The following is a 23,563-nucleotide window of genomic DNA, read 5'->3' as shown; positions in this document are numbered from 1 at the left end:
AACGCGTATGTCATACGCAGTAGTGGAGCGTCAGGGCGAGCCGTTCGAGGCGATCCGATGACGCGCGACGAAGGAGCGGTGGCCATGAGCACACGGCCGGCCATCGAGGCCAGCGGCCTCGAAAAGTCCTACGGAAGAGGCAAAGCGCGGGTGAGGGTCCTGCGCGGAATCGATCTCCGTGTCGAACCCGGCACCGTCTTCGCCCTCCTCGGCCCCAACGGCGCGGGCAAGACGACGGCCGTGCGGATACTCGCCACACTCACCACGGCGGACAGCGGCACCGCCCGGGTGGCCGGGTACGACACCGTCATCGACCGGCGCCGGGTACGTGACGCCATCAGCCTGACCGGCCAGTTCGCCGCGATCGACGAGAAGCAGACCGGCGAGGAGAACCTCCGCATGATGGCCCGCCTCAGCGGTCTGTCGCGGTCCCGCGCCCACCGCCGCGCCGCCGAACTCCTCGGCCGGTTCGGCCTCGCCGCCGCCGGCCGCCGCCTCGCGGGCACCTACTCCGGCGGCATGCGGCGCCGCCTCGACCTGGCGGCCGGCCTGGTCGGCGAACCCCGGGTCGTCTTCCTGGACGAGCCGACGACCGGCCTCGACCCCCGCAGCCGCCAGGAGCTCTGGCAGGTCGTACGGGACCTGTCCGCGCAGGGCACCACGGTCTTCCTCACCACTCAATACCTGGAGGAGGCCGACCAGTTGGCGGACCGTATCGCGCTGGTCGACCACGGCCGACTGGTGGCCGAGGGCACCTCCGGCGAACTGAAGGGCCGGGTCGCCGGCCACCGGCTCGATCTCGTCATGGCCGACCCCCACGCGTATCTGCGCCTCGCGTCCCGCGCCGTGCACCACGCCGCCGAAAGCCTCACGGTCGGGCTGCCCACCGACGGCACCGCCGGCCATGTGCGGGCCCTGCTCGACGAGATCGATCCGGACGGTACGGACGTGATCCGCTTCGCGGTCCACAGCGCCACGCTCGACGACGTCTTCCTCGCGCTCACGGGCGCGCCGACGACCCCGGCAGTGCCGACGACCCCGGCAGTGCCGACGACCCCGGCAGTGCCGACGGGGGAGGCTCCCGCCACTGACGGCAACGCCACCGACGACAGCGACAACGCCACCGACGACAAGGACCGCGCCCATGCCTGACGCGCTCACCCACTCCCTCACCATGGCCGGACGCGGAATCCGCCTCAGCAGACGCAACATCGACGCCGTCATCACCGCGATGCTGCTGCCGGTCATGCTGATGCTGATCTTCGTCTACTTCTTCGGCGGCGCCATCAGCACCGGAACGGAGTACGTGACCTACGTCGTCCCCGGCGTCCTGCTGCTCTGCGCGGGCTTCGGCTCCTCCAGCACCGCCGTGAGCGTCAGCGAGGACATGAAGGGCGGCATCATCGACCGGCTCCGCTCCCTGGACGTCGGCGGCGGCCCGATCCTCGCCGGGCATGTCACGGCGAGCGTCGCCCGTAACCTCGTCTCGATCACTCTCGTCCTCGGTGTCGCCCTCCTGATCGGCTTCCGCCCCTCCGCGACCCCGGCCGCCGCGCTCGCGGCCATCGGCATCCTGCTCGGCTTCATCGTGGCGGTCTCGTGGCTCTCGGCGGCGGTGGGACTGCTCGCCAAGACCCCGGAGGCGGCCGGTGGCTTCACCTTCCTCATGATGTTCCTGCCCTACCCGAGCAGCGCCTTCGTACCGATCGACACCATGCCGACATGGCTCCACGGCTTCGCCGACCACCAGCCGGTGACCTCGGTCATCGAGTCGCTTCGCGGCCTGCTCCTGGGGCAGCCGGTCGGCTCCGCGCCCTGGGTCGCACTCGCCTGGTGCGCCGGGCTGCTGGCCGTCGCGCTGGGGCTGTCCGGCGTGCTGTTCAGGGTGCGCACCGCGTAGCCGGTGGTGACACGAGTAGCAGGCTTCGTCAGGGAATTTTGTTGATCGGCCTCGGCCCCGTCACAATCACCGAGTGACCCCCCGTTCTCCAGCGGACTCGGTCCTGCCCGCGTGCGGTTATGACGATCGCGCTCGCTTGTGGGACCGCGTACCGCAGGTGTGGGGTGGGCGCTTTCGAATGCGTGAAGGAGATGATCTCCCTTAGAGGAGGTACGTAGGTGGGAAGGAAGGCTGCCATGACGGCGGATGCGCGTGGTGAGGTCGAGAAGTTCATCCTGGGGGACCGGTTCACCTGTCTGGCGGGTCGCTCCGCCTGGCGCCGGGGCGGTATCACGCACCGGCACTACGACCTGCTGGGGAGCGAGGAATCCGCCCGGCTGATGGCGCTCGATCTCGCGGAGTTCGTGGGGTCGGCGAACTGGAGCCCCCGGACGTTCACCAGCTTCATCGCGACCTTCGCGCAACCTCGCGGGGTGGATGAGCTGCGGTTCGAAGAGCTTCTCTGGCAGCAGTTGCAGCTGCTCCATGAGCAGGACGCGCAATCCCATCGCTGGGCCGAGGGCTACTCGTCGGATCCCCAGTCCGGTCAGTTCGCGTTCAGCGTGGCCGGCCATCCCTTCTTCGTGATCGGCCTGCACGAGACCCACCGCCGCTGGGGCCGCCGGCCTCCCTTCCCCATGCTGGCCTTCAACTCCCATGAGCAGTTCGACCAGATCAAGGGCGCCCGGATGTGGGACCGGCTGGCGGAGAAGATCCGCAAGCAGGACATCCAGCTGCAGGGCGACATCAATCCCAACCTGTACGAGTACGAGCAGCTCTCCGAGGCCCGCCGCTACTCGGGCCGCCCCAAGCCCGCCGAATGGCAGTGCCCCTTCGCCGCCCGCGAGGCGGAGCGGGAGCGTGAGGCGGAGCGAGAGTTCGAGAGGGAGCCGGAGTTCGAGGCGGAGCGAGAACTGGCCGCCGCGAGGCCGTCCGGGCCCGGCGCCCCGAACTGACGGACGCGGTCATTCGCGGCCGGTCGGCGCGGACGTGATCGGCCGGCCGGAACCGACGTCGGTCGGCGTGGACACAGTCGGTCACCGCGCCCCCGCCGGGTGCGGTGACCCTGGCCGGTCGGCGACGAAGCCGGGTCCAGCCTCATCGGCCTCGTCGGCCTCAGAAGATGTCCGGGCACCACGGCCGGCGCGGCGTACGGAAGAGCGCCTCCGCGAGCGCCGCCGCGCCCGGGCGTTCCTCCGACAGGCTGCCCAGCGCCGCGAGGCGTACCGCTGATTCGTCGCCCAGGTACAGCGCGCCCAACTCCCGTACATCCAGGGTGATATCGGCCGACTCGTCGGTCGGAACGCAGCTCGCGCCCGCCACAGACGCGTCCAGGCGGAAGCGCCCGCCGGCCAGGCCGGCCTTGTCGTGGATCTCCAGGACCAGGGTGCCCTGGGCCGCGTACGTACGCGCTTCCAGCGCCCGTACGGAGTCGAGGATCCGCACCCACAGGAAGTCGGCCTGCGTCACGATCCGGGCCGCGCGCGGGTCGGGGAGGAACCGGGGGAGCAGGTCGTCCGGGGCGCGGTGGCCCGTCCTGACCGTCGTGACCCAGTCGATCGAGCAGAGGAAGTGCCACAGGGCACGCTCCGCGGCCGGGGTCGTCGCGATCAACTTCCGTACGGACACGGTGTTCAGCGGCTGTTTGCGATCGCCCCACGTGTCGTCGGCGGAGTATGTGACCAGGCCCTCGACCAGGCCGGCCGCCGAGCGGTACACGGCGTGGAAGGGTTCCGTCCAGGGGTGCCCGTTGGGCGTCACGCCGGTGTTGATCCGCCACCAGCGTTCGTCGCGGCTGACCGTACCGGGCTGGCGCGGCCGGAAACGTTCGAACAGTTCCGGGCCGGTCCTCCGCACCTCCGCTCCGTCGATCAGGTCGATCCGGCCGCCGTCGTCCGGGGCCGGCCGGCGTGGGTCGAGCCCCGCCCGCACCACGTCGATCTCCCACTCGGTGGTGAAGGCGGCGGGACCGAAGCCGTACCGCCCGTAGATCGGGTACTCCGCGGCGATCAGGGTGGCGACGGCGTCACCGCGTTCCTTCGCCTCCGCCAGGTCGGCGTACATCATCCGGCTGAGCAGCCCGCGCCGGCGGTGCGTGGGTGTCACGGTCACGTTGCTGACCGCGTCGGCGGACAGTACGGCGCCGCCGACCGTCGTGAGCTCCTGGGAGAAGGACCGGAAGGTGCCGACACAGCGGCCGTTGTCGAAGGCGCCGCGCGTACGGGCCGGATCGCTGTGGGCGAGGCGATCGGCCAGCACCTCGTCCGAGGTGACCGGCGGGCGCAGAAACCCGGTGTCCAGCGCCCGCGTCCAGTCGGGGAACTCGGACGCGGCGACGGTACGGATCTCAAGGCTCATGGTCAGCACGCTAGGCGCTGCGTCCGGCCTGCCGCATCCGCGTTTTTACCGTTCCCGTACGCCCGGCCTGCCCCACGCCCGGCCTGCCCCACGCCCGGCCTGCCCCGCGCCCCGGCCTGCCCCGCGCCCCGGCCTGCCCCGCGCCCCGGCCGCCCGCGCCCCGGCCTGCCCCGCGCCCGGCCGCCCGTGCCCCGGCTCTCAGAACGTGGCCCGGACCGCCCCGACCTCCGCGTCGCCGCCCAGCAGCGGCGCCCGCCCGATCCGGCCCACCACCTCGGCCTCGACGCCCAGCAGTTGGAGCGCGCGTGCCAGCACCGGCCCCAGTGCCCGGCTCCCACCGTCCTCGATCTTGAAGGCCAGTGCCCGGCCGTCCGCCAGGGCCACCGCCTGGACCGCCTCCGCGCCCATCTTGGAGAGCGTGCCCGGGACTTCGCGCATCAGCCAGGTGTCGGACCGGCGCGTGCCGGCGACGTACTCGGGGTGGGCTCGCATCGCGTCCGCCACCCGGCCCTCGGCCGTACCCGGCTCGGCGAGCACGAAGTGGCGGAAGGCGCGGGCGAGTCCGGTCAGACCGATCGCCATCAGCGGGGCGCCGCAGCCGTCCGTACCGACCGCCGAGACCCGCTCCCCGGCGGCTTCCTCGATCACCATGCGGACGAGCTTCTGGAGCGGATGGACCGGGTCCAGATAGCTGTCCGCCGGCCAGTCGTTCAGCGCGCAGGCCGCCAGCATCGCGGTGTGCTTGCCGGAGCAGTTCATGGTCACCCGGTCACGCACCTGGCCGGCCGCGAGGTACGCCTCCGCCTCCACCGGGTCCAGCGGCAGGTCCGGCGGGTTCCGCAGATCCTCGGCCGTCAGCCCGTGCTCGGTGAGCATCGTGCGTACGAGAGCGAGGTGGAAGCCCTCGCCCGAATGGCTCGCGGCGGCCAGCGCCAGCCGCTCGTCGGACAGGTCGAGCCCGGCGCGCAGCACCGCCGCCGCCTGCATCGGCTTGTTGCTGGAGCGGGGGAAGACCGGGGCGCCCGGGTCGCCCAGTTCCAGCTCCACCCGGCCGTCCGCGCCGAGCAGCACCAGCGATCCGCGGTGACGGCCTTCGGCGAAGCCGGACCGTACGACCTCCGCGAGAATCCGGGGCCGGGGCCGGATCCGGGCCCGTGGCCGGGGATATGGCGGTGGTGCTGGTCATCGTCAGCCTTCCGGAGCGGCGAGTGGACCCACCCCGGCGGGCCCCGTCGGGGAAGCCGGCGGCGGGATCACGTGAGCAGGTCGTCTACTTGGGCTTCGCCTTCACGGTACCTGCGCGCGATCTCCGCCGTGCAGTCGTCGGCCGTACGCTGCAACTGGTGACGGCGGCGCGACAACTGCTGCTCGTTACGGACCAACCGCGCCATCGCCGCGTGCAACTCCTCGTCCGTACGCGCCTCCAGGTCCGACAGCTCCACCTCGGCGAGCGTCTCGGCGGCCAGTACCCGGTACTCCTCCCGGCGCGGGGTGGAGAGCGTGACGTGACGGGCGGAGGTGCGGTGCCGGGAAGGGGTGTCGGCGAGGATCTCGGAGAGCCGGTCGACGACGGGTGTCTCGGGCGCGGTACGGCGGGCCAACTCGGCCCGCAGGATGTCGATACGGCCCTGGAGCAGCCGGCGCAGATAGCTCAGGTCGGCCTCGTCGCGCTGCGAGTCCCGGCGCAGCTCGCGCAGTTCGGGCAGCCGCAGCACCGCGAAGTCGTACGGCCGGGGAGCGGGCAGCGAGCCCTCGATGCCGGCGCCGGTCGCGGTCACGGTTCCCGTCACTGTTCCGGTCACTGTTCCGGTCACGGATCCCGTCGCGGATCCCGTCGCGGTCCCTGTCACGGCCCCCGGGGCGGCTGCTGTGACGGCTCCGGCACCGGCCCCTGCCACGGTCTCCGCCATGGCCCCGACGCCGGTTCCCGTCCCGGGGGTTCCCGTTCCGGTAGTGCCCGTGCCGGTGGTGCCTGTTCCGGTAGTGCCCGTACCCGTTCCTCCGGTGCCCGTTCCGGTGCTTCCAGGGCCCGTTCCGCCCGTCCCCGCTCCCGTCCGCTGCGCGGGTGGTCGCGGCCCCCCGGCCGTGGCGCTGCCGGCCGTGGCGCTGCCCGCTGCGGCACCACCACTGGTTGTGTCGCCGCCTGTCCCGGCTGTTCCGGTTCCTGTGCCGCCGGTTGTACGGGTCGTCGGTACGGGACCGGGCGGCTGCCCGGCTCCAGATGTGCTCATCGCGCGTACTTCCCCTCACTCCGCTGGGGAGACCCCGTCCCTCGCTTCGCTGGGAACCCCCATCCCTCGACCGGTGCGTGAACGCACCGCCCTCCCCGCATCGTGCCACTCATGCGCCCACGCATGGGGGCGGTCTGCACCCGTTCGGCCCCCGATAGGTTGGTCTGTATGCGTGCAGTGGTGCAGAGAGTCGACGGCGCGAGCGTCGTCGCGGTGACCGGGTCCGGGACCGAAACCGTCGGCGAGATCGCCGGTGAAGGACTGTGTGTGCTGGTGGGAGTCACCCACGAGGACACCAAGGAGCAGGCCGAGCGGCTGGCCAGGAAGCTCTGGTCGATACGGATACTGGAGGGCGAGAAGTCCTGTTCGGAGGTGAACGCCCCGCTCTTGGTGATTTCGCAGTTCACTCTCTACGGGGACGCCCGCAAAGGCCGCCGCCCCACCTGGAACGCCGCGGCGCCGGGCCCGGTGGCCGAACCGTTGGTCGACGAGGTGGTGGCGTGCCTCCGTGGGCTGGGCGCGCACGTGGAGACGGGCCGGTTCGGAGCGGAGATGCGTGTCTCGCTCACGAACCACGGCCCGTTCACGGTGGTCCTGGACATGTGACGTGGATATGTGACGTGGATATGTGGCCTGGGCATGCGACGGTGACGCGCCCGTGGGAGCGTCCGTGAGGAGCGGGCGTGAGGAGTGTGCGAAACCCTCGCCACGGCCGCTCTCAGGCCTCCACGGCCGTCCTCAGGCCTCCACGACCGCTTCCTGCGCCGCCGCCGTGTCCCCGGCCATCAGCTCCGCGTCCACCGGCACATTGCGCTTGATCAGGGCCAGCGCGATCGGCCCCAGCTCGTGGTGGCGGGCCGAGGTGGTGATGAAGCCCAGCTGGCGCCCCTCGGCCCCGTCCGCCGCGAGCCGGACCGGGGTGCCGTGCCCCGGCAGGTGGACCTCGCTGCCGTCCAGGTGCAGGAAGACCAGCCGGCGCGGCGGCTTCCCCAGGTTGTGGACGCGCGCCACGGTCTCCTGGCCCCGGTAGCAGCCCTTCTGGAGGTGCACCGCGCTGCCGATCCAGCCCAGCTCGTGCGGGATGGTCCGGTGGTCGGTCTCGAAGCCGACGCGCGGCCGGTGGCCCTCGATCCGCAGCGCCTCGTACGCGAGGATCCCGGCCGCCGGGCCATGACCGGCGGCGAACGACTCCAGGTCGGCACGGGGCAGGAAGAGATCCCGGCCGTGCGGGGTCTCCCGTACGACCACGCCCTCGGGCACCTCGGCGATGGAGCCCGCCGGGAGGTGCACGACCGCGAAGTCGTCCGTACGGTCGGCGACCTCGACCCGGTAGAAGAACTTCATCGACTCCAGATAGGCGATGAGCGCCTCGCGCGTGCCCGGCTCGACGTGCGCCCAGACGGTCTCGCCGTCGTCCACGAGGTACAGCGCGTGCTCGATGTGGCCGTGCGCGGAGAGGATGAGCGCCTCGGTGGCCCGGCCCGCGGGCAGCTCGCTGACGTGCTGGGTGAGCAGCAGGTGCAGCCAGCTCAGCCGGTCGTCGCCGGTGACGGCGACGACACCGCGGTGCGAGAGGTCGACCAGGCCGGTGCCGTTGGCGAGGGCGCGCTGTTCACGGAACAGATCGCCGTAGTGGGCGGCGACACCTTCGTCCTGTCCTTCGGCTGCGACAGCTCCGGGCAGGGACAGCAGAGGGCTTTTCATAGTGACGAGCCTACGACTTGACGCCGCCGCACCTTGAATCGCTGACGATCTGGAGTCCGCTCGCTGGCGCGCACCAGGTCGTCACGGTTCGCCGTTCGCGACGCGGGCCGTGCACGTCCGGCAGCGCCCGAAGATCGCGAAGTGCTTCATGTCCGTCGTGAAACCGAAGTTCTCCCGCAGCTTGGCGGTGAACTCCGCCGCGATCTCGACGTCCGCCTCGATCACGTTCGTACAGTCCCGGCAGACCATGTGGATGTGATGGTGGCGGTCGGCGAGGTGGTACGTCGGAGCGCCGTGCCCGAGATGGGCGTGCGAGACCAGGCCCAGCTCCTCCAGCAGCTCCAGCGTCCGGTAGACGGTGGAGATGTTCACCCCGGACGCGGTCCTGCGCACCTCGCCGAGGATGTCGTCGGGCGTCGCGTGTTCGAGGGTGTCGACGGCTTCGAGGACAAGCTGGCGCTGAGGAGTCAGCCGGTAGCCGCGCTGCCGCAGATCGCTCTTCCAGTCGGTGCTCACCACGTACCCAGTGTAGGCAGGCGCGGGCGCACCGAGGACCCTGTCGGGTCCGCGCGAAACCGGTCTACTTGAAGAAGGCGATGCCGTCGTCCGGGAGGTCACCGAGGTCCTTGGCCCATGCCTCGACCTGGTCCGGGGACACGACCTTCTTCAGGTGCGCCGACATGTACGGGCGCAGCGGGATGTCCGGAGTGGACTTCTCGCCCACCCACATCAGGTCGCTCTTCACATAGCCGTAGAGCCGCTTGCCACCGCTGTACGGGCCGGAGGCCGCCGTACGGGCCACCGCGTCGGTGACCAGGTCGATCTGCGGCTTCTGGTCGGCCAGCTCGCCGTACCAGACCTCCACGACGCCCTGGTCGCGGACCATGACCACCTCGACCTTGCGGTCCTTGTCGATCCGCCAGAAGCCGGACTCGGACTCGATCGGCCTGACCTTCTTGCCCTCGCCGTCGAGCGCCCAGGTGTGCGAGACGTACTCGACGAAGTCCCGGCCGTCATGGCTGAAGGTGACTTCCTGGCCGAAATTGGCCTTTTCCTCACCGGGGAAATCGAAGACGCCGACGCCCTCCCAGTTGCCGAGGAGGAAGGCGAGGGGGACGAGGTCCGGGTGCAGGTCGGACGGAATCTCGATCATGAGCAGCTCAGACGATCTGTAGGCGTGAGGGTGAGGTGAGGCGAGGTGACCGGAGGGATAGGGATCGGGACCGGGACGTGCCAGGGGCCGTAGGGCAGCCCCTGGGGTACGGCCTAGCGCTGACCCTGGTACAGCTTCTTCACGGCCAGGCCGGTGAAGGCGAGCACGCCGACGCAGACGAGGATCAGCAGGGAAGTGAAGAAAGCCTCAAGCACGAGTGCTCCTCGGATGCGCGGTGTCGGTAGCCGGTCGCGGTAGCGGTATCGCTAGCGCCAGGGCGGCAAGGGCCGGGCACCAGCCTAATGGGTGGGGGACCGGCCCTCTCGTCGAGGTGCGGTGAGGGAGCGCTGGAGGGAGCGCCGAGGTGGTTCCGGTGTGCTTCCGGGGTGCTCCGAGGTGCTTCCGAGGTGCTTCCGAGGTGCTTCCGAGGTGCTTCGAGGCGGTGTGGCGGTGCGGCGGTGCGGAATACAGTTCGGCGTATGCCGACGACGACGAAGAAGCTCGTGATCAAAGTGACCGCCGGAGCCGACGCCCCCGAGCGCTGTTCCCAGGCCTTCACGGTGGCCGCGGTGGCCGTGGCCAGCGGGGTGGAGGTCTCGCTGTGGCTGACGGGCGAGTCCGCGTGGTTCGCGCTGCCGGGCAGGGCGGCGGAGTTCGAACTGCCGCACGCCGCAGCGCTGCCGGATCTGATCGAGTCGATCCAGGCCGCGGGCCGGATCACGCTCTGCACGCAGTGCGCGGCCAGGCGCGACATCTCGGAGACGGACGTACTCGAAGGGGTACGGATCGCCGGCGCGCAGGTCTTCGTCAGCGAGATCATGGCGGACGGCGTCCAGGCCCTCGTCTACTGATCAGGTGAGATCGAGTGCTCAGGTGAGATCGAGCTGACGCAGCATGCCGAGCTCATCGCTGCTCCCCCAGCGCTCGACCATTTTCCCGTCGGCGAACCGGCTGATCTGCATGCCTCGGTAACTCACCGTCTTTCCCGTCGCGCCGCGCCCCATCAGTTCACCGAGATGTGTGCCCGTGATGGTGTACGCGAAGGCGATTTCGTCGTCGGTGGCCATGACGTGCTCGACCTCGATGTGCAGATCGGGGAAGGCCCGCCTCATGGTGGCGAACATCTCCTCATAACCTTCGGGTCCGGGAGCCTGTCCTGGGGCCGGGTCGTGGTCCACGGAGTCGGGCGCCACGTATTCATCGAGCTCGCCGAGGTGGTCACTGTTCACCGCTGATCCAAAGCCCTCCAGGACGGCGGTGTTGCTGTCGCGCGACATGACGCGCTCCTTCACGTTGCGGTCCTGGGCGTGTACACATCCAGGGGATGTGAAGCAGTCGCCCCTTCGTGCCATCCACGCTGGTTCCGGCCGCCCGAGGTGGCCCGCCGGCTAGCGGCGGTCGCGCTTCTTGCCGTCCAGCTCGTCCCACCACTCGTCGGACTTGGGGTCGCCCGACGGGTCGTCCCACCAGCGGTCGTCCTTGCCGCGCGCATTGCCGACCATGGCCGCGATCGGCGGAATGATCATGGCGGCGACGCAGAGGCCGACGGCGGCCGGAATCGACCAGATCCGTACGAAGCTCCAGGCGGAGACGAAGAGGAACAGGCATCCGCCCATGAGCAGGAAATACCGGCGACGGCGTCGCGCGTACATACCTTCAGCGTACGACTGGCAGCGCCCCTCCGACAGGTGTCCGCCCGGCGGATGTACGTCCCGCACGTGCCGTCTGTACGTCCCGCACGTGCCGTCTGTGAGCCGGAGCCGTGGTCGTAGCCGTAGCCGTAGCCAGGAACGGCCGAAGGGCCGCACCCCGTCCAGTGGCGTCCAACCCCCTGGGGTGCGGCCCTTCGGCCGATGCGAAACGGTCGCGGACCGCTGTCCGGTCTCGGACCGCGAACCGCGAACCGGTCTCCGGTCTCAGACCGCGATCGCGACCTCGCTGAGACCGCCGGTCTGCGCGACGACCGTACGGTCCGCCGTGCCGCCCGGAACGAGAGCGCGCACCGTCCACGTGCCCTCGGCCGCGTAGAAGCGGAACTGTCCGGTCGCCGAGGTCGGGACCTCCGCGGTGAACTCTCCGGTCGAGTCCAGCAGGCGCACGTAACCGGTGACGGGCTCGCCGTCACGGGTCACGGAACCCTGGATGGTGGTCTCACCGGGCTTGATCGTCGAAGCGTCGGGGCCACCGGCCTGTGCTCCACACATACTGTTCAGTCCTCCAGGTCGGGGCGTGATTACTTGTTGGCGCCGAGCTCGATCGGCACGCCGACGAGCGAGCCGTACTCGGTCCACGAGCCGTCGTAGTTCTTGACGTTCGGGACGCCGAGCAGCTCGTGCAGTACGAACCAGGTGAGCGCGGAGCGCTCACCGATGCGGCAGTACGCGACGGTGTCCTTCGCCAGGTCGACCTGCTCGTCGGCGTAGAGCGCCTTGAGCTCCTCGTCCGACTTGAAGGTGCCGTCGTCGTTGGCGTTCTTGGACCACGGGATGTTGCGGGCGGACGGGATGTGACCCGGACGCTGCGACTGCTCCTGCGGGAGGTGCGCCGGGGCGAGCAGCTTGCCGCTGAACTCGTCGGGCGAGCGCACGTCGACCAGGTTCTGCGTGCCGATCGCGGCGACCGCGTCGTCACGGAAGGCGCGGATCGAGGTGTCCTGCGCCTTGGCCTTGTACGAGGTGGCGGCGCGCTCCGGGACAGCCTCGACCAGGTCGCGGGAGTCCAGCTCCCACTTCTTGCGGCCGCCGTCGAGGAGCTTGACCGAGTCGTGGCCGTACAGCTTGAAGTACCAGTAGGCGTAGGACGCGAACCAGTTGTTGTTGCCGCCGTACAGGACGACCGTGTCGTCGTTGGCGATGCCCTTGGCCGACAGGAGCTTCTCGAAGCCCTCCTGGTCGACGAAGTCACGCTTGACCGGGTCCTGGAGGTCCTGCTTCCAGTCGATCCGGACGGCGTTCTTGATGTGGTTCTTCTCGTAGGCCGACGTGTCCTCGTCGACCTCGACGATGACAACCTTCGGGTCGTCGATGTGGGCCTCGACCCAGTCGGCGTCTACCAGAACGTCGCTGCGGCTCATACTTTTCTCCTCCGGGGCAGTGGGCGGCGGGGCGATACGGTGATGCGGTGGGGCTGTGCGGCTTCCGGGCGCGGGGCAGAAGAGCCTGCTTACGGCGCGGAGGGTGGCCCTGAGATGCTCGAAGGGCCGGGGAAACGCGGGAGTCGAGGATCCCGCTCAGACAGTGCGACAGAGCATGGCGGCGACGCGGCACAGGTCTACTGCCCGCCGCTTCGTGAGGTCCGCCTGACGCTTCATACCTCGATCGTAAGGACGTCCTGGCGGCCATGTCACCGGTGTGTCGCATGGTGAGACGCGATCGTCCGTTGAGTGAGACGGATATCTGGTCCGTACGGGTCCCGCATGCCGGGCGGGCGCGCTCGCCCGGTATCCATCTGCGGAGCGGACATCAGCGTCTCATCATCCGGCTGATCCCGCGCTCCGCGGCTACTGCTCCCGCGCCCTGCCGCTGCTGATCCCGCGCCGCACGGCTGCTGGTCCCGCGCGCTGCGGGTGCTGGTCCCGCTCTCCCGCGGCAGGCCCCGCGAGTAGGCTGAGGCGTGAGCGGCATGAGCCCGTGTAACCGACGAAGCGGGCCGGGGAAGTGATCCGGGTGGCTGACTGGAACGACGTCAAGGCCGTCGGTTCCGCGCACGACGAGTTCCTCGGGGGCGAGCAGGTCGGCGACCGGGTGCGCGGCCCGATTCTGGCGTCCTGGCAGCGCTGCCGCATGCTCGGCATCACGGCCGACCACGTCGAGGTGCTGTACCACGACGATCTGGACTTCTCCGGCCCCCTCGTCCAGCTCGCCCGGCCGATTCTCGACGAACTCGGCTCCACCATCTCAGGGATCCGCGCGAGCGCCGTGCTGTGCGACGCGAGCGCGCGGGTGCTGGACCGCCGGGTCGGGGAGCCGTCCCTCAACAGTTCGCTCGACCGGCTGCGGCTCGCCCCCGGCTTCGGCTTCGCCGAGGAGTCCACCGGTACGAACGGCATGGGTACGGCACTGGCGGAGAGAAAGCCCGCCTTCGTCTACGGCCGCGAGCACTTCGCCGACGCCATGCGGCTCCTCGCCTGCGCGGCGGCCCCCATCAGGGACCCGCTGAGCGGCCAGGTGCTGGGCGCGCTCGACCTCACCTGCTTCGAGCGCGACGCCGACCCGGCCATGCTCCCGCTCGTACGCGAGGCGGCGCGCGACATCGAGCGGGCACTGCTGGACCGTACCCAGGCGAGGGAACGCGCCCTGTACCGGACGTTTCTCGCCACCCGGGCCGGCTCGGGCCTCCTCCCGCAGGCGACCGGCGCCGGCGACGGCCTGAGCCCGCGCGACCGGCTCACCCTTCAGGAACGCGCGGCCGAACTGATCTCCGCCGGGCGTACGGCCATCACCGAGATACGGCTCTCCGGAGGCGGTACGGCCGTACTCCTCGCCCACGCGATCAACGCTTCACCGCGCGGCGCGGCCAACGGCGCACCACCCGGTACCGGCGGCACGAGCGGCACGGACCGTACGGGCAGCACAGCCGGTACGGGCAGTACGGGCGGTACGAGCAGCAGAGGCAGCAGGAGCAGCGGTACGGGCGTGGTCGTCGAGGTCGCTCTGCCGGGCGGGACGCTGCGGCACGTGGCGACCGACACGACCGGCGGCGGTGCCGGCCGAACAGAGGCCCCTGGTGTCGGCCGAACAGCCGCCTTCGGTGCGGACCCCTCCGGTACGGCCACCCCCGGCAGAGGCCGTACGGACGGCACCGGCGGCCCCGACCGTACGCAGGCGACCGCCCTCATCCTGCCCGGCGGCGTCGCCCACTCCCGGCCCACGCCGGAGCCCGCGCCCGCGCCCGCTCCCACGCCGGAGCTCACGCCCGCGCCGGAGCCCGCGCCCGTCACCGCTCTCACCACCCCGCCCGCCGCCGCACCCGCCGCCCCCGGCCCCGGCGGCTTCTCCGCCGCCACGGCCGAGGAGCTGACGGCCGCCATGGACAAGTGCCTGCTGGCGGTCGGCGACTCGGGAGTGAGCAGCATCGCGCTGCTGGCGCGGCGGCGCCTGGGCCTGCTCGCCGAGGCCGGGGTCGCCATCGGTACCACGCTCGACGTGACCAGGACCGCCGAGGAACTGGCCGAGGTCGCCGTACGCGGACTCGCGGACTATGTGACGGTCGACCTGCCGGAGGCCGTGCTCTCGGGCGACGAGCCGATCCGCACGGAGGACGGCCTGCACCGGGTGGCCGTCGGGGGCATCCGCCCGGACGCCCCTCTCTTCGATATCGGCGATGTCATGCGCTACGTGCCCTCGACGCCGCAGGCACGCTCCCTCGCCACCGGCGACGCGGTGCTGGAGCCGGTCCTCGCGGCATCCGGCTGGCTCGAACAGGATCCCGCTCGCGGCGGAGAGGTGCTGCGTCACGGCATCCATTCGCTGATCACCGTTCCGCTGGTCGCGCGGGGGACCATCCTCGGAGTCGTCGGCTTCTACCGTTCCGAACGTCCCGAGCCCTTCGAGGACGACGACCTCTCGCTCGCGGAGGAACTGGCGCGGCGAGCGGCCACGTGCATCGACAACGCCCGCCTCTACACCCGCGAACACACCATGGCGCTGGCCCTTCAGCGCAGCCTGCTCCCGCACAGCCTGCCGCCGCAGAACGCCGTCGACGCCGCGTACCGCTACCTGCCCGCCCACTCGGGGGCGGGGGGCGACTGGTTCGACGTCATCCCGCTCTCCGGCGCCCGGGTCGCGCTCGCCGTCGGCGATGTCGTCGGACACGGCGTGCACGCCGCGGCCGCCATGGGCCGCCTGCGTACGGCCATCCACAACTTCTCCGCGCTCGACCTGTCCGTGGACGAGGTCCTCACGCAGCTGGACGACCTGGTGGCCCAGCTCGACATGAACGCGGATCCGGGCGGTACGGGCGACGGGACCGTGGGGGCCACCTGCCTGTACGCGGTGTACGACCCGGTGACACGGGTGTGCACCTTCGCGCGGGCCGGCCACCCGCCGCCCGTGCTCGTCCTGCCGGACGGCACCGTGGAATTCCTCGACCTGCCCGGCGGCCAGATGCTGGGCCTGGGCGGCGGCCTGCCCTTCGAGACCGTCGATGTCGAGGTGCCCGAAGGCACCCAACTGGTGCTCTACACCGACGGTCTCGTGGAGCAGCGTGAGCGGGACATCGACGTCGGGCTCGACCTGCTGCGCCGTACCCTCACCGTCCCGTCCGGCGGGCCGGAAGTCCGGCCCCGGTCACAGCCCCGGTCCGGGGGCCGGACCCCGGATCTGCCGGGCGGAGGCCTTACCCCGGAGGAGACCCGCCGGACCCCAGAGGAGACCTGTCAGGCGGTCCTGGGCGCCATGCTGCCCGACCGTCCCTGCGACGACATCGCCCTGCTCGTCGCCCGTACCCGCGCGCTGGGCGCCGACCAGGCCGCGCACTGGGAACTGCCGTCCGACCCGGCGGCCGTCTCCCGTGTGCGTACGGCGGTCACCGAGTGCCTGGACCGGTGGGGCCTGTCCGAGCTGGCCTTCGTCACCGAGCTGATCGCCAGCGAGCTGGTCACCAACGCGATCCGCTACGGCGACGCCCCCATCGGCCTGCGGCTGCTCCGTGACCGCACGCTGATCTGCGAGGTCTCGGACGGCAGCAGCACCTCCCCGCGGATGCGCCGGGCGCGTACGACGGACGAGGGCGGACGCGGCCTCTTCCTGGTCGCCCAGCTCGCCAAGCGATGGGGTACGCGCTATACACCCACCGGCAAGGTCATCTGGACCGAGCAGCCGCTCGGCTAGGTTCCGTACAGGGCTTCAGCGCCGCGCCAGCGCCAGCACGCTCAGTCCGAACATCGCGACGCCCAGGGGGAGATGGACCGACGGTATGTGCGCGATGCCGAGCACGACCTGGACCGAGGCGAGGACAAGGAAGCCGGACGCGTGCCGGATGGGCCGGGGCGAGCCGCCGCCCGGCTTCCACGCCAGCACTGCCGCGAGCACATACAGCATCGACGCCCCGTACATCACGCGGGCTCCGGCACTGTGCAGCATCTCTCCGTAGGACGAGGTCAACAGCAGTCCGGCGGAGACCGCTTGAAGGAAGATGGTCAGGGTCTGGACGGCGATCGCGATCTGCAGAAACGAGAAGCGGTGCTGTGCCGTCGCCTGGGTTGCCATGCCACGGTCCCCTTTTCCGCCCCGGGGGGCAGTAGATCGATAAGGTCTCACCAGTCCGACGACGCGGGCCCGCGAAAGGTAAGGCGAGGAGGCGGTCGCGAGCATGGGCACGGCTGGGGTGAGCAGCGGTGGGACAGCCGGTGAGCGGCCCCAACTGATCAATGTCGCCTACCGGTTGCTCGGTTCACTGGCCGAGTCCGAGGACGCTGTGCAGGAGGCCTACGCGCGCTGGTACGCGCTGCCGCGAAGCCGGCGGGACGAGATCGTGTCCCCCGGTGCCTGGCTGACGACGGTGACCGGCCGCATCTGCCTGGACGTGCTCGGCTCGGCGCGGGCCCGGCGTGAACGCTACGTCGGCGCGTGGTTGCCCGATCCGCTGCCCGACCACGCCGAGTGGGACCATGGCCACGGCACCGACCCCGCCGACCAGATGGTCCTGGACGAATCGGTGACCATGGCCTTCCTCGTCGTCCTGGAGTCGATGACACCCGCCGAGCGGGTGGCGTTCGTCCTGCACGACGTCTTCCGGTACCCCTTCGCCGAGATCGCCGGCATCCTCGGCCGGACCCCCGCGGCATGCAAGCAGCTCGCGGCCTCCGGCCGGCGGCGGGTGCGTGTCGCGCGGACTCCGGTGACGGCGGCCGGGGCCGGGCAGGCCGACACGGTGCGGCATGTCAAAGAGGCATGGGAGACCAAGGACATCGCGGCCCTCGTCGAACTCCTCGACCCGGCCGCGGTGATGACCGCCGACGGCGGCGGCCTGGTCGGTACCGTCCTGCGCCCGATCGAAGGCGGTGCGCGCATCGCCCAGTACTTGGTCGCCATCGCCGACAAGGCTCCGGGGCTCGAACTCCTGGAGCGGTCGGTCAACGGTGTGCCGGGCCTGGTGGCCCGGCGGGCCGGCGCCGTCATGACCGTAGCCTCGTTCGATGTCGCCGACGGCCGCGTCACCCGCATCTGGGCGGTCCGCAATCCGGAGAAGCTGCGGCCGTGGGCGCGGGACAGACGCTAGGCGTGTTGCGAAAGCCCCGCCTCCGCCTACCCCGCGAGCGAGATGTTCGTGCCCGCGCCGGAGAAGCGGAGGCCGTCCTGCGTGGCCGTGACCTGGTCGAGCTTGATGGTCGACGGGATTCCGTCGATCTTGAGGTCGTAGTCGACCACGTCCCGGATCTGGTCGGTCAGGCCCGGAATCGGCAGTGTGGGAAGGGTCTTGGCGCGCAGCCGGACGGTGTTGCCGTTCTCGATCGACACCGTGCTGTACATGCTGACGTCCCGGTCGCCGAGCAGCGCCTTCACCGGCTGCGGAAGATCGATGCCCGCGCCGTCCAGTACGTCCGCCAGCGGCCCCGAGAGCTTGACCTGTCCCTCGGCGGCCCGCTCGGGCCCCGCGTAACCGATGGTCGAGCCGGGCGGCGCCGACTTGGCCAGATCCCCGTACGAGATGTGCGCGGAACCGTTGGCCCGCGCGGCGGTCGCGGACGAGAAGCTGCTGTCGATCTTGACGTCCTTGAGTTCGGCCTTGACCTCGGTCACCTGGACATCGTGGCCGTCCGCCGAGGCGCTGACGCCGTCGATGCTGATGTCGACCTGGTCCAGCGAGGAGTTCAGGACCTGGGTCAGGAACGGGAAGCCCTTGATGGAGACCTTGGGGTCGGAGGTCAGCCCCTGACTCGACTTGATCCGGTCGGCCACCTGACCCTCGGCGAAGTACACGGCCCCCCGGTCGGCGGCGACGAACAGTCCGCCGAAGACGACGGCGAGTATCAGCAGTATTCGTAGTGCACGCATTGCTCGGTGCCCCCACCCTGGTCATTCTCTGTGTTCCCCGGCCCCCGACGACCGTGAGCGTAACGCCGGTCGGCACCGTCTGGTGCCGGAGAGATCGACGTTCGGCGGGGGGCCGTGGTTCCCTGGCGGTTCGTCAGACCCGCGTCGGACCTGCGTCGGACCCGCGTCGGACCCGCGTCGGACCTGCGTCGGACTCCCTGTCAGGCCCCCTGGCCCCCGGTCGGTTCAGACCGGCCTGGCCCCCGGTCAGGCCGGCCTGACCGGGGGCCAGGCCGGTCTGAATCCCCGTCAGGCCAGGGCGCGTCCGAGCAGATAGACGGCCGGTGCGGCGGCCGTGAGCGGCAGGGCGACCCCGGCCGTCATGTGCACGAAGCGGGACGGATAGTCGTAGCTCGCCGCCCGCAGGCCGACCAGCGCGCAGACCCCCGCTCCGAGACCCAGCAGCGCGCCCTCGGCGCCCAGGGCCGTCATCCCGCCGGCCGCGACCCCGGCGCCCGCCGCCGCGAGCAGGGCGACCACGACGGACGCGGCTCCCGACAGCGGCAGCGCACGGGCCACCGTCGCCGCCGCGACGGCCACAGCGCCGACCACCACCGCGTCCGGTACGGCCGCGAGATGACCGGTGGCGAGGATCGTGAGGGCGGCCGAGGCGACGGTGGCCATCAGGCCCTGCATCCGCTCGTCGGCGCCCGCGCGACTGCGCAGTTGCAGGACGACGGTGAGCAGCACCCACACGCCGAGCGTCCCGATGATCGCGGCCGGGGCGTTCTCCCTGCCGACGGTGAGCAGCACGATGTCGGCGGTGACGCCGCCGAGGAAGGCGAGCGCGATGCCCTGCCGGGCCGGCCACATGCCGTTCAGCCGGAACCAGCCCGCCGCCGTGACGGCCTGGAGCAGGACGAGCGGGACGACCAGCCCGTACGTGCCGATGGCCGCGCCCCCGGCCAGCAGCAGGCCGAGCAGGGCGGTCAGCCCCGCCGGCTGCATGCCCGGCGGGATGATCGGCGACCGGCCCTCGGCGCGGGCGCGCTGGGCGGCGGTCATCCGGCCGCTGCTGAGGGTGGTGGGCGCGCTGTACCCGTTGCCGTCCGCTCCCGGTCCCGTGGCGGGAGCCGGCTGAGCGGGAGCCGGTTGCGCGGGAGCCTGCTGGGCGGGGGGCGGAGTGGCTGCCCGCGCCGCAGCCGGGGGCTCCTGCGGCTGCGAGTAGCCGCCCTGAGGCGGCAGATACGCGGTGTCGGCGGCCGAGGCGGCCTGCTGCGGCTGATAGGCCTGCGCCGGTCCCTGCGGCGCGTACGGAGCCTGTGGGGTCTGCGGCGCGTACGGCGTCTGCGGTGCCTGCGGGGCGTACGGCGCCTGCTGCGGCGGCTGCCCCTGCGCGTCCTGCTGCCACTGGACCTGCGGTTGGTACTGGGTGTCCCAGGTCTGGCCTTCCCACGTCTGCGCGACGGCCTGCTCCTGCTGCGCCTGGGCCTGCTGCTGAGGCTCGGCCCAGCCCTGGGAGCCCTGGGAGTCCCGAGGGTCCTGACCACCGGCGCCCGGGTACGGGTCGTCCTGCCCCGGGATCTGCCCGTGCCCGTGCCCCTGCCCGTGCCCCTGGTCCTGGCCGTGCCCCTGGTCCCCGTACTGACCGTACGGATACTGCTGATCGTTGCTCATGCTGTGCGCTTCACCCTCCTGCGAACGGCGGGAGCACCTCGACCGTGCCGCCCTCGGCAAGCCGTACGGTCTCATGGCCACGGGTCCCCACGGGGGCACCGTCGACGAGGAAGGAACATCTCCGGAGTACGCGAGCCAGCTCGCCCGGGTGCCTCAGGCGCGCGGCGTCGAGCGCGTCGGCCAGATTCTCCGCCGCGTACGGCTCCTCCGCCGTCCCCGCCGCGGCCTTGGCCGCGGCCCAGTAGCGGATCGTGCCCGCTGCCATACCGGCTCCCCTTTCGTCGGCTCCCATGATGGCCGACGGCACCGACAGCCCGGACACCGACGGACGGTGCTCCGTCAGCCGGCCCGTGTCAGCCGGCCTGTGTCCGTCAGACCCGCGTCCGTCAGGCGGCCCGTGTCAGCCGGCCCGCGTCCCCTCAGCTCAGCCAGTCCGCGTCAGCCAGCTCGCGATACGGGCCAGCAGCGCCTCGTCCGCCGCGTTCTCCGCGTGCCCCATGCCCGGCTCCAGCCACAGTTCGGCGGGGCCGCCGGATCCGCCGGCTCCGTCGGCCCCTGCCGCCTCCGCCAGCATGCGCGGATGGTCCAGCGGGAAATACGGGTCACGGTCGCCGTGCACGACGAGCAGCGGGGTCGGCGCGATCAGCGGGACCGACTCGACCGGCGAGAGCGGCACCGGATCCCAGTCCCGGTGGTGGATGCGTGTATGCAATCCGTACCGGCCGACCAGCCGTCCGGCGGGGCGGGTCACCACCCAGTGCAGGCGGCGCATCGGGGCCGTGCCCCGGTAGTACCAACGCGCGGGCGCGCTCACGGAGGCCACCGCGTCGGTCCGCGCTTCGGTGCGCCCCCTGTACAGCGCCGCATGCCGCAGGACGACCGATCCGCCCATCGAGAAGCCCACCGTCACGACGCGGGTGTGCCCGAGCGCGCGGGCCCATTCCACAGCGACCGCCAGGTCGAGGACCTCGCGGTCGCCGACGGTGGAGCGCCCACCCGAACGGCCGTGGCCCCGAAATGAAAATGTGACCACCGCCGCATACTGCCGGAATACGCGCGCCGTACGCCGCACGGCTGGGCGCTCCGCCGAACCGGTGAATCCGTGGGCAATCACGATTGCGGTCCCGCAGTCCTTCGGGAAATCGCCCTCGAAACCTTCCGTACATGGCTCGTACACCGCCTGGATGCTGATGCCGTCGGTGGTCCTGAGGGCCCCTCGCAGGGTGCCCGGAGGGGTCGAGGGAACCAGTGATCTGCGGTCTTGCCCCTCTGACATGGCGCGCATGTGCGTTATTCTCTGTGAAGAGGATCCGGGCAATGTAGCCCCCGGGTCCTTTTGTGTTTCCCGTCCGTTGTTACAGACAGATGACATGACACATGCAGTGCCGCATACGTCCTCGCAGGGACCGAGGAGGAACCGACGTAATGGGCAAGCGAATCGTGTACGACTACAGCCCGACCCAGGCGAACCGCCCGACCAAGGCGAACCAGGCAATGGCGACCGAGGCAGGTGAGCGGCGATGAGTTCTCTGCTGCTTCTGACCAATGCTCTTCAGCCCTCGACGGAGGTGCTGCCCGCCCTCGGACTGTTGCTCCACAACGTGCGGGTGGCTCCCGCCGAAGGGCCCGCTCTCGTCGACACTCCTGGTGCCGATGTCATCCTCGTCGACGGCCGGCGCGACCTTCCGCAGGTGCGGTCGCTCTGCCAGCTGCTGCGGTCCACCGGACCCGGCTGCCCGCTCATCCTCGTCGTGACCGAGGGCGGCCTCGCCGCCGTCACCGCCGACTGGGGCATCGACGACGTACTGCTCGACACCGCCGGTCCGGCCGAGGTCGAGGCGCGGCTGCGGCTCGCGATGGGCCGCCAGCAGATCTCGACCGACGACTCCCCGATGGAGATCCGCAACGGTGATCTGTCGGTGGACGAGGCGACGTACAGCGCGAAGCTGAAGGGACGGGTCCTCGACCTGACCTTCAAGGAGTTCGAGCTGCTCAAGTACCTCGCGCAGCACCCCGGCCGGGTCTTCACCCGGGCCCAGCTCCTCCAGGAGGTCTGGGGGTACGACTACTTCGGCGGTACGCGGACGGTCGACGTCCACGTACGGCGGCTGCGCGCCAAGCTCGGCCCCGAGTACGAGTCGCTCATCGGGACCGTGCGGAACGTGGGCTACCGCTTCGTCGCCCCGGAGAAGGTCGAGCGCGGGGTCGACCGCGGGTCCGAGGAGGCCAGGGCGAAGGCCGCGGCCAACAACTCCCCGGCGCACGAGCCCCGGCACGAGAAGGCCGAGAGGGCCGAGGAGTCCGAGGCCCTCGGGCAGCCCGGTGATCATGGGACGACCGCCGGGCCGGTCTCCGCGCAGGAACCCGCGGTACGGCCTGCCAACCGGTAGGTCACCACGCGTAGACTGCCGCGCGTGGCCAAGGTGACGCGGGACGATGTGGCACGACTGGCGGGTACGTCGACCGCGGTCGTCAGCTACGTCATCAACAACGGACCCCGGCCGGTCGCCCCGGCCACGCGCGAGCGGGTGGTCGCCGCGATCAAGGAGCTGGGCTACCGGCCCGACCGGGTCGCCCAGGCGATGGCCTCGCGGCGTACCGACCTCATAGGCATGGTCGTGCCCGACGCCCGGCAGCCCTTCTTCGCGGAGATGGCGCACGCGGTCGAACAGGCCGCGGCCGAGCGCGGGAAAATGGTCCTCGTCGGCAATTCCGACTACCGCGACGAGCGCGAGGTCCACTACCTGCGGGCCTTCCTCGGGATGCGGGTCTCCGGGCTGATCCTGGTCAGCCAGGGCCCGAGCGAGCGAGCCGCCGCCGAGATCGAGGCCTGGGACGCCCGGGTCGTGCTGCTGCACGAGCGGCCCGAGGCGATCGACGACGTCGCGGTCGTCACGGACGACATCGGCGGCGCCCAGCTCGCCACCCGGCACCTGCTGGAGCACGGGCACCCGTACGTGGCCTGCCTCGGCGGGGTCGAGTCCACCCCGGCCGTCGGCGACCCGGTGGCCGACCATGTCGAGGGCTGGCGGCGGGCGATGCTGGAGGCGGGCCGGTCGCTGGAGGGACGCCTCTTCCAGGCCCCGTACAACCGGTACGACGCCTACCAGGTCGCGCTGGAGCTGCTGGCCGGCCCCGACCGGCCCCCGGCGATCTTCTGCTCCACCGACGACCAGGCCTTCGGCGTACTGCGCGCGGCCCGCGAGCTGCGGCTCGACGTCCCCGGCGAGCTGGCCGTGGCGGGCTTCGACGACGTCAAGGAAGCCGGGCTCACCGATCCGCCGCTGACGACGGTCTCCTCGGACCGGCCGGCGATGGCGCGGGCGGCGGTGGACCTGGTGCTGGACGAGGGGCTGCGGGTGGCGGGATCGCGCCGGGAACGGGTGAAGCAGTTCCCGTCGGCGCTGGTCGTACGGAAGTCCTGCGGCTGCGCGTAGGGCACGCGTAGCGCGCGTCCTGCGCGTAGGACACGCGGAGCAGGCGTGGTGGACCGGAGCCGCTGAAGCACCCCTTCGGGGCAGCCTTA

General features: G+C 71.2%; 24 protein-coding genes. 9 read left to right on the top strand and 15 right to left on the bottom strand.

What is annotated here, in order from left to right:
* The first annotated feature begins 57 nt into the window (after positions 1 to 57).
* The 3 genes from ACIQD6_RS22205 to gntA all read left to right on the top strand — a co-directional run bounded on the left by ACIQD6_RS22205 (position 58) and on the right by gntA (position 2,895).
* Positions 58 to 1,152, top strand: a complete 1,095-nt coding sequence (locus tag ACIQD6_RS22205; protein ID WP_401884846.1) for an ATP-binding cassette domain-containing protein — start codon at positions 58 to 60, stop codon at positions 1,150 to 1,152.
* Positions 1,145 to 1,900, top strand: a complete 756-nt coding sequence (locus ACIQD6_RS22200; protein WP_401884844.1) for an ABC transporter permease — start codon at positions 1,145 to 1,147, stop codon at positions 1,898 to 1,900. The genes ACIQD6_RS22205 and ACIQD6_RS22200 overlap by 8 nt, the downstream gene beginning before the upstream one ends.
* Positions 1,901 to 2,136: 236 nt before the next feature.
* Positions 2,137 to 2,895 (top strand): guanitoxin biosynthesis heme-dependent pre-guanitoxin N-hydroxylase GntA, encoded by a 759-nt coding sequence (gene gntA, locus ACIQD6_RS22195; RefSeq protein ID WP_401884842.1) that lies wholly within the window; start codon positions 2,137 to 2,139, stop codon positions 2,893 to 2,895.
* Positions 2,896 to 3,055: 160 nt separating this feature from the next.
* On the opposite strand, the gene ACIQD6_RS22190 is transcribed toward gntA, so the two are convergent.
* The 3 genes from ACIQD6_RS22190 to ACIQD6_RS22180 form a co-directional block, all read right to left on the bottom strand.
* Entirely contained in the window at positions 3,056 to 4,297 is a 1,242-nt protein-coding gene (locus ACIQD6_RS22190) for a GNAT family N-acetyltransferase (RefSeq protein WP_401884841.1), read from the bottom strand.
* A gap of 198 nt (positions 4,298 to 4,495) precedes the next feature.
* On the bottom strand, positions 4,496 to 5,443 hold the full coding sequence (locus ACIQD6_RS22185; protein WP_401884997.1) for an asparaginase: 948 nt from the start codon (positions 5,441 to 5,443) through the stop codon (positions 4,496 to 4,498).
* Positions 5,444 to 5,550: 107 nt separating this feature from the next.
* On the bottom strand, positions 5,551 to 6,207 hold the full coding sequence (locus ACIQD6_RS22180) for an ABC transporter substrate-binding protein (protein ID WP_401884839.1): 657 nt from the start codon (positions 6,205 to 6,207) through the stop codon (positions 5,551 to 5,553).
* Between the two features lie 489 nt (positions 6,208 to 6,696).
* Here ACIQD6_RS22180 and dtd point away from each other — a divergent pair, with 489 nt between their 5' ends.
* On the top strand, positions 6,697 to 7,134 hold the full coding sequence (gene dtd / locus ACIQD6_RS22175) for a D-aminoacyl-tRNA deacylase (protein WP_401884837.1): 438 nt from the start codon (positions 6,697 to 6,699) through the stop codon (positions 7,132 to 7,134).
* A gap of 132 nt (positions 7,135 to 7,266) precedes the next feature.
* Here the strand turns inward: dtd and ACIQD6_RS22170 are convergent, their stop codons facing one another.
* From ACIQD6_RS22170 to ACIQD6_RS22160, 3 genes are all read right to left on the bottom strand, one after another.
* Entirely contained in the window at positions 7,267 to 8,232 is a 966-nt protein-coding gene (locus ACIQD6_RS22170) for a YgfZ/GcvT domain-containing protein (protein ID WP_401884835.1), read from the bottom strand.
* Between the two features lie 81 nt (positions 8,233 to 8,313).
* Complete coding sequence (locus tag ACIQD6_RS22165) at positions 8,314 to 8,751, bottom strand: Fur family transcriptional regulator (protein ID WP_401884834.1); 438 nt, start codon at positions 8,749 to 8,751, stop codon at positions 8,314 to 8,316.
* Positions 8,752 to 8,812: 61 nt separating this feature from the next.
* Positions 8,813 to 9,385, bottom strand: a complete 573-nt coding sequence (locus tag ACIQD6_RS22160; RefSeq protein ID WP_401884833.1) for an FABP family protein — start codon at positions 9,383 to 9,385, stop codon at positions 8,813 to 8,815.
* A gap of 479 nt (positions 9,386 to 9,864) precedes the next feature.
* Here ACIQD6_RS22160 and ACIQD6_RS22155 point away from each other — a divergent pair, with 479 nt between their 5' ends.
* Positions 9,865 to 10,236, top strand: coding sequence for a DsrE family protein (locus ACIQD6_RS22155; protein WP_401884832.1), 372 nt, complete (start codon positions 9,865 to 9,867; stop codon positions 10,234 to 10,236).
* A gap of 18 nt (positions 10,237 to 10,254) precedes the next feature.
* On the opposite strand, the gene ACIQD6_RS22150 is transcribed toward ACIQD6_RS22155, so the two are convergent.
* The 4 genes from ACIQD6_RS22150 to ACIQD6_RS22135 all read right to left on the bottom strand — a co-directional run bounded on the left by ACIQD6_RS22150 (position 10,255) and on the right by ACIQD6_RS22135 (position 12,458).
* Positions 10,255 to 10,662 (bottom strand): ester cyclase, encoded by a 408-nt coding sequence (locus tag ACIQD6_RS22150; protein ID WP_401884830.1) that lies wholly within the window; start codon positions 10,660 to 10,662, stop codon positions 10,255 to 10,257.
* Between the two features lie 111 nt (positions 10,663 to 10,773).
* The gene (locus ACIQD6_RS22145) at positions 10,774 to 11,037 is read right to left on the bottom strand and encodes a DUF3099 domain-containing protein (protein WP_401884828.1); all 264 of its coding nucleotides are present in this window, start codon (positions 11,035 to 11,037) and stop codon (positions 10,774 to 10,776) included.
* A 264-nt stretch (positions 11,038 to 11,301) separates the two neighbouring features.
* Positions 11,302 to 11,589 carry a DUF1416 domain-containing protein gene (locus ACIQD6_RS22140; protein WP_028439550.1) on the bottom strand — a complete coding sequence of 96 codons (288 nt, stop codon included), beginning with the start codon at positions 11,587 to 11,589 and terminating at the stop codon, positions 11,302 to 11,304.
* 29 nt (positions 11,590 to 11,618) lie between these two features.
* Positions 11,619 to 12,458: a sulfurtransferase gene (locus ACIQD6_RS22135; RefSeq protein WP_401884827.1), complete on the bottom strand. Its 840-nt coding sequence runs from the start codon at positions 12,456 to 12,458 to the stop codon at positions 11,619 to 11,621.
* 592 nt (positions 12,459 to 13,050) lie between these two features.
* Here ACIQD6_RS22135 and ACIQD6_RS22130 point away from each other — a divergent pair.
* The gene (locus ACIQD6_RS22130) at positions 13,051 to 16,215 is read left to right on the top strand and encodes a SpoIIE family protein phosphatase (protein ID WP_401884825.1); all 3,165 of its coding nucleotides are present in this window, start codon (positions 13,051 to 13,053) and stop codon (positions 16,213 to 16,215) included.
* Between the two features lie 15 nt (positions 16,216 to 16,230).
* Here the strand turns inward: ACIQD6_RS22130 and ACIQD6_RS22125 are convergent, their stop codons facing one another.
* Positions 16,231 to 16,593 (bottom strand): hypothetical protein, encoded by a 363-nt coding sequence (locus ACIQD6_RS22125; protein WP_401884823.1) that lies wholly within the window; start codon positions 16,591 to 16,593, stop codon positions 16,231 to 16,233.
* 103 nt (positions 16,594 to 16,696) lie between these two features.
* Between ACIQD6_RS22125 and sigJ the strand changes: the two genes are divergently transcribed.
* Positions 16,697 to 17,605 carry an RNA polymerase sigma factor SigJ gene (gene sigJ / locus ACIQD6_RS22120; protein WP_401884822.1) on the top strand — a complete coding sequence of 303 codons (909 nt, stop codon included), beginning with the start codon at positions 16,697 to 16,699 and terminating at the stop codon, positions 17,603 to 17,605.
* Positions 17,606 to 17,631: 26 nt separating this feature from the next.
* Here sigJ and ACIQD6_RS22115 read toward each other — a convergent pair whose 3' ends face one another.
* The 4 genes from ACIQD6_RS22115 to ACIQD6_RS22100 all read right to left on the bottom strand — a co-directional run bounded on the left by ACIQD6_RS22115 (position 17,632) and on the right by ACIQD6_RS22100 (position 21,322).
* Entirely contained in the window at positions 17,632 to 18,381 is a 750-nt protein-coding gene (locus tag ACIQD6_RS22115; RefSeq protein ID WP_401884821.1) for a DUF2993 domain-containing protein, read from the bottom strand.
* Between the two features lie 288 nt (positions 18,382 to 18,669).
* Positions 18,670 to 20,037: a hypothetical protein gene (locus ACIQD6_RS22110; protein ID WP_401884820.1), complete on the bottom strand. Its 1,368-nt coding sequence runs from the start codon at positions 20,035 to 20,037 to the stop codon at positions 18,670 to 18,672.
* Positions 20,038 to 20,047: 10 nt separating this feature from the next.
* Positions 20,048 to 20,302, bottom strand: coding sequence for a MoaD/ThiS family protein (locus ACIQD6_RS22105; protein WP_401884818.1), 255 nt, complete (start codon positions 20,300 to 20,302; stop codon positions 20,048 to 20,050).
* Between the two features lie 159 nt (positions 20,303 to 20,461).
* The gene (locus ACIQD6_RS22100) at positions 20,462 to 21,322 is read right to left on the bottom strand and encodes an alpha/beta hydrolase (protein WP_401884817.1); all 861 of its coding nucleotides are present in this window, start codon (positions 21,320 to 21,322) and stop codon (positions 20,462 to 20,464) included.
* A 235-nt stretch (positions 21,323 to 21,557) separates the two neighbouring features.
* On the opposite strand from ACIQD6_RS22100, the gene ACIQD6_RS22095 reads away from it, so the two are divergent.
* Both ACIQD6_RS22095 and ACIQD6_RS22090 read left to right on the top strand, forming a co-directional pair.
* Positions 21,558 to 22,427 carry a winged helix-turn-helix domain-containing protein gene (locus ACIQD6_RS22095; protein WP_401884816.1) on the top strand — a complete coding sequence of 290 codons (870 nt, stop codon included), beginning with the start codon at positions 21,558 to 21,560 and terminating at the stop codon, positions 22,425 to 22,427.
* 24 nt (positions 22,428 to 22,451) lie between these two features.
* Positions 22,452 to 23,474 carry a LacI family DNA-binding transcriptional regulator gene (locus ACIQD6_RS22090; protein ID WP_401884814.1) on the top strand — a complete coding sequence of 341 codons (1,023 nt, stop codon included), beginning with the start codon at positions 22,452 to 22,454 and terminating at the stop codon, positions 23,472 to 23,474.
* Positions 23,475 to 23,563: the final 89 nt, after the last annotated feature.

Origin of the sequence: Streptomyces sp. NPDC088400 (assembly GCF_044753355.1) — a bacterium.
Lineage (GTDB): Bacteria > Actinomycetota > Actinomycetes > Streptomycetales > Streptomycetaceae > Streptomyces.
This window is presented reverse-complemented; position numbering and strand designations above follow the sequence as displayed.

Bases quoted from the DNA above. Each gene is read 5' to 3' on its own strand.
- ACIQD6_RS22205 (WP_401884846.1), top strand. From the start codon at position 58: ATGACGCGCGACGAAGGAGCGGTGGCCATGAGCACACGGCCGGCCATC.
- ACIQD6_RS22200 (WP_401884844.1), top strand. From the start codon at position 1,145: ATGCCTGACGCGCTCACCCACTCCCTCACCATGGCCGGACGCGGAATC.
- gntA (WP_401884842.1), top strand. From the start codon at position 2,137: ATGACGGCGGATGCGCGTGGTGAGGTCGAGAAGTTCATCCTGGGGGAC.
- ACIQD6_RS22190 (WP_401884841.1), bottom strand. From the start codon at position 4,297: ATGAGCCTTGAGATCCGTACCGTCGCCGCGTCCGAGTTCCCCGACTGG.
- ACIQD6_RS22180 (WP_401884839.1), bottom strand. From the start codon at position 6,207: ATGGCGGAGACCGTGGCAGGGGCCGGTGCCGGAGCCGTCACAGCAGCC.
- dtd (WP_401884837.1), top strand. From the start codon at position 6,697: ATGCGTGCAGTGGTGCAGAGAGTCGACGGCGCGAGCGTCGTCGCGGTG.
- ACIQD6_RS22170 (WP_401884835.1), bottom strand. From the start codon at position 8,232: ATGAAAAGCCCTCTGCTGTCCCTGCCCGGAGCTGTCGCAGCCGAAGGA.
- ACIQD6_RS22160 (WP_401884833.1), bottom strand. From the start codon at position 9,385: ATGATCGAGATTCCGTCCGACCTGCACCCGGACCTCGTCCCCCTCGCC.
- ACIQD6_RS22155 (WP_401884832.1), top strand. From the start codon at position 9,865: ATGCCGACGACGACGAAGAAGCTCGTGATCAAAGTGACCGCCGGAGCC.
- ACIQD6_RS22150 (WP_401884830.1), bottom strand. From the start codon at position 10,662: ATGTCGCGCGACAGCAACACCGCCGTCCTGGAGGGCTTTGGATCAGCG.
- ACIQD6_RS22145 (WP_401884828.1), bottom strand. From the start codon at position 11,037: ATGTACGCGCGACGCCGTCGCCGGTATTTCCTGCTCATGGGCGGATGC.
- ACIQD6_RS22140 (WP_028439550.1), bottom strand. From the start codon at position 11,589: ATGTGTGGAGCACAGGCCGGTGGCCCCGACGCTTCGACGATCAAGCCC.
- ACIQD6_RS22135 (WP_401884827.1), bottom strand. From the start codon at position 12,458: ATGAGCCGCAGCGACGTTCTGGTAGACGCCGACTGGGTCGAGGCCCAC.
- ACIQD6_RS22125 (WP_401884823.1), bottom strand. From the start codon at position 16,593: ATGGCAACCCAGGCGACGGCACAGCACCGCTTCTCGTTTCTGCAGATC.
- sigJ (WP_401884822.1), top strand. From the start codon at position 16,697: ATGGGCACGGCTGGGGTGAGCAGCGGTGGGACAGCCGGTGAGCGGCCC.
- ACIQD6_RS22115 (WP_401884821.1), bottom strand. From the start codon at position 18,381: ATGCGTGCACTACGAATACTGCTGATACTCGCCGTCGTCTTCGGCGGA.
- ACIQD6_RS22110 (WP_401884820.1), bottom strand. From the start codon at position 20,037: ATGAGCAACGATCAGCAGTATCCGTACGGTCAGTACGGGGACCAGGGG.
- ACIQD6_RS22105 (WP_401884818.1), bottom strand. From the start codon at position 20,302: ATGGCAGCGGGCACGATCCGCTACTGGGCCGCGGCCAAGGCCGCGGCG.
- ACIQD6_RS22100 (WP_401884817.1), bottom strand. From the start codon at position 21,322: ATGCGCGCCATGTCAGAGGGGCAAGACCGCAGATCACTGGTTCCCTCG.
- ACIQD6_RS22095 (WP_401884816.1), top strand. From the start codon at position 21,558: ATGAGTTCTCTGCTGCTTCTGACCAATGCTCTTCAGCCCTCGACGGAG.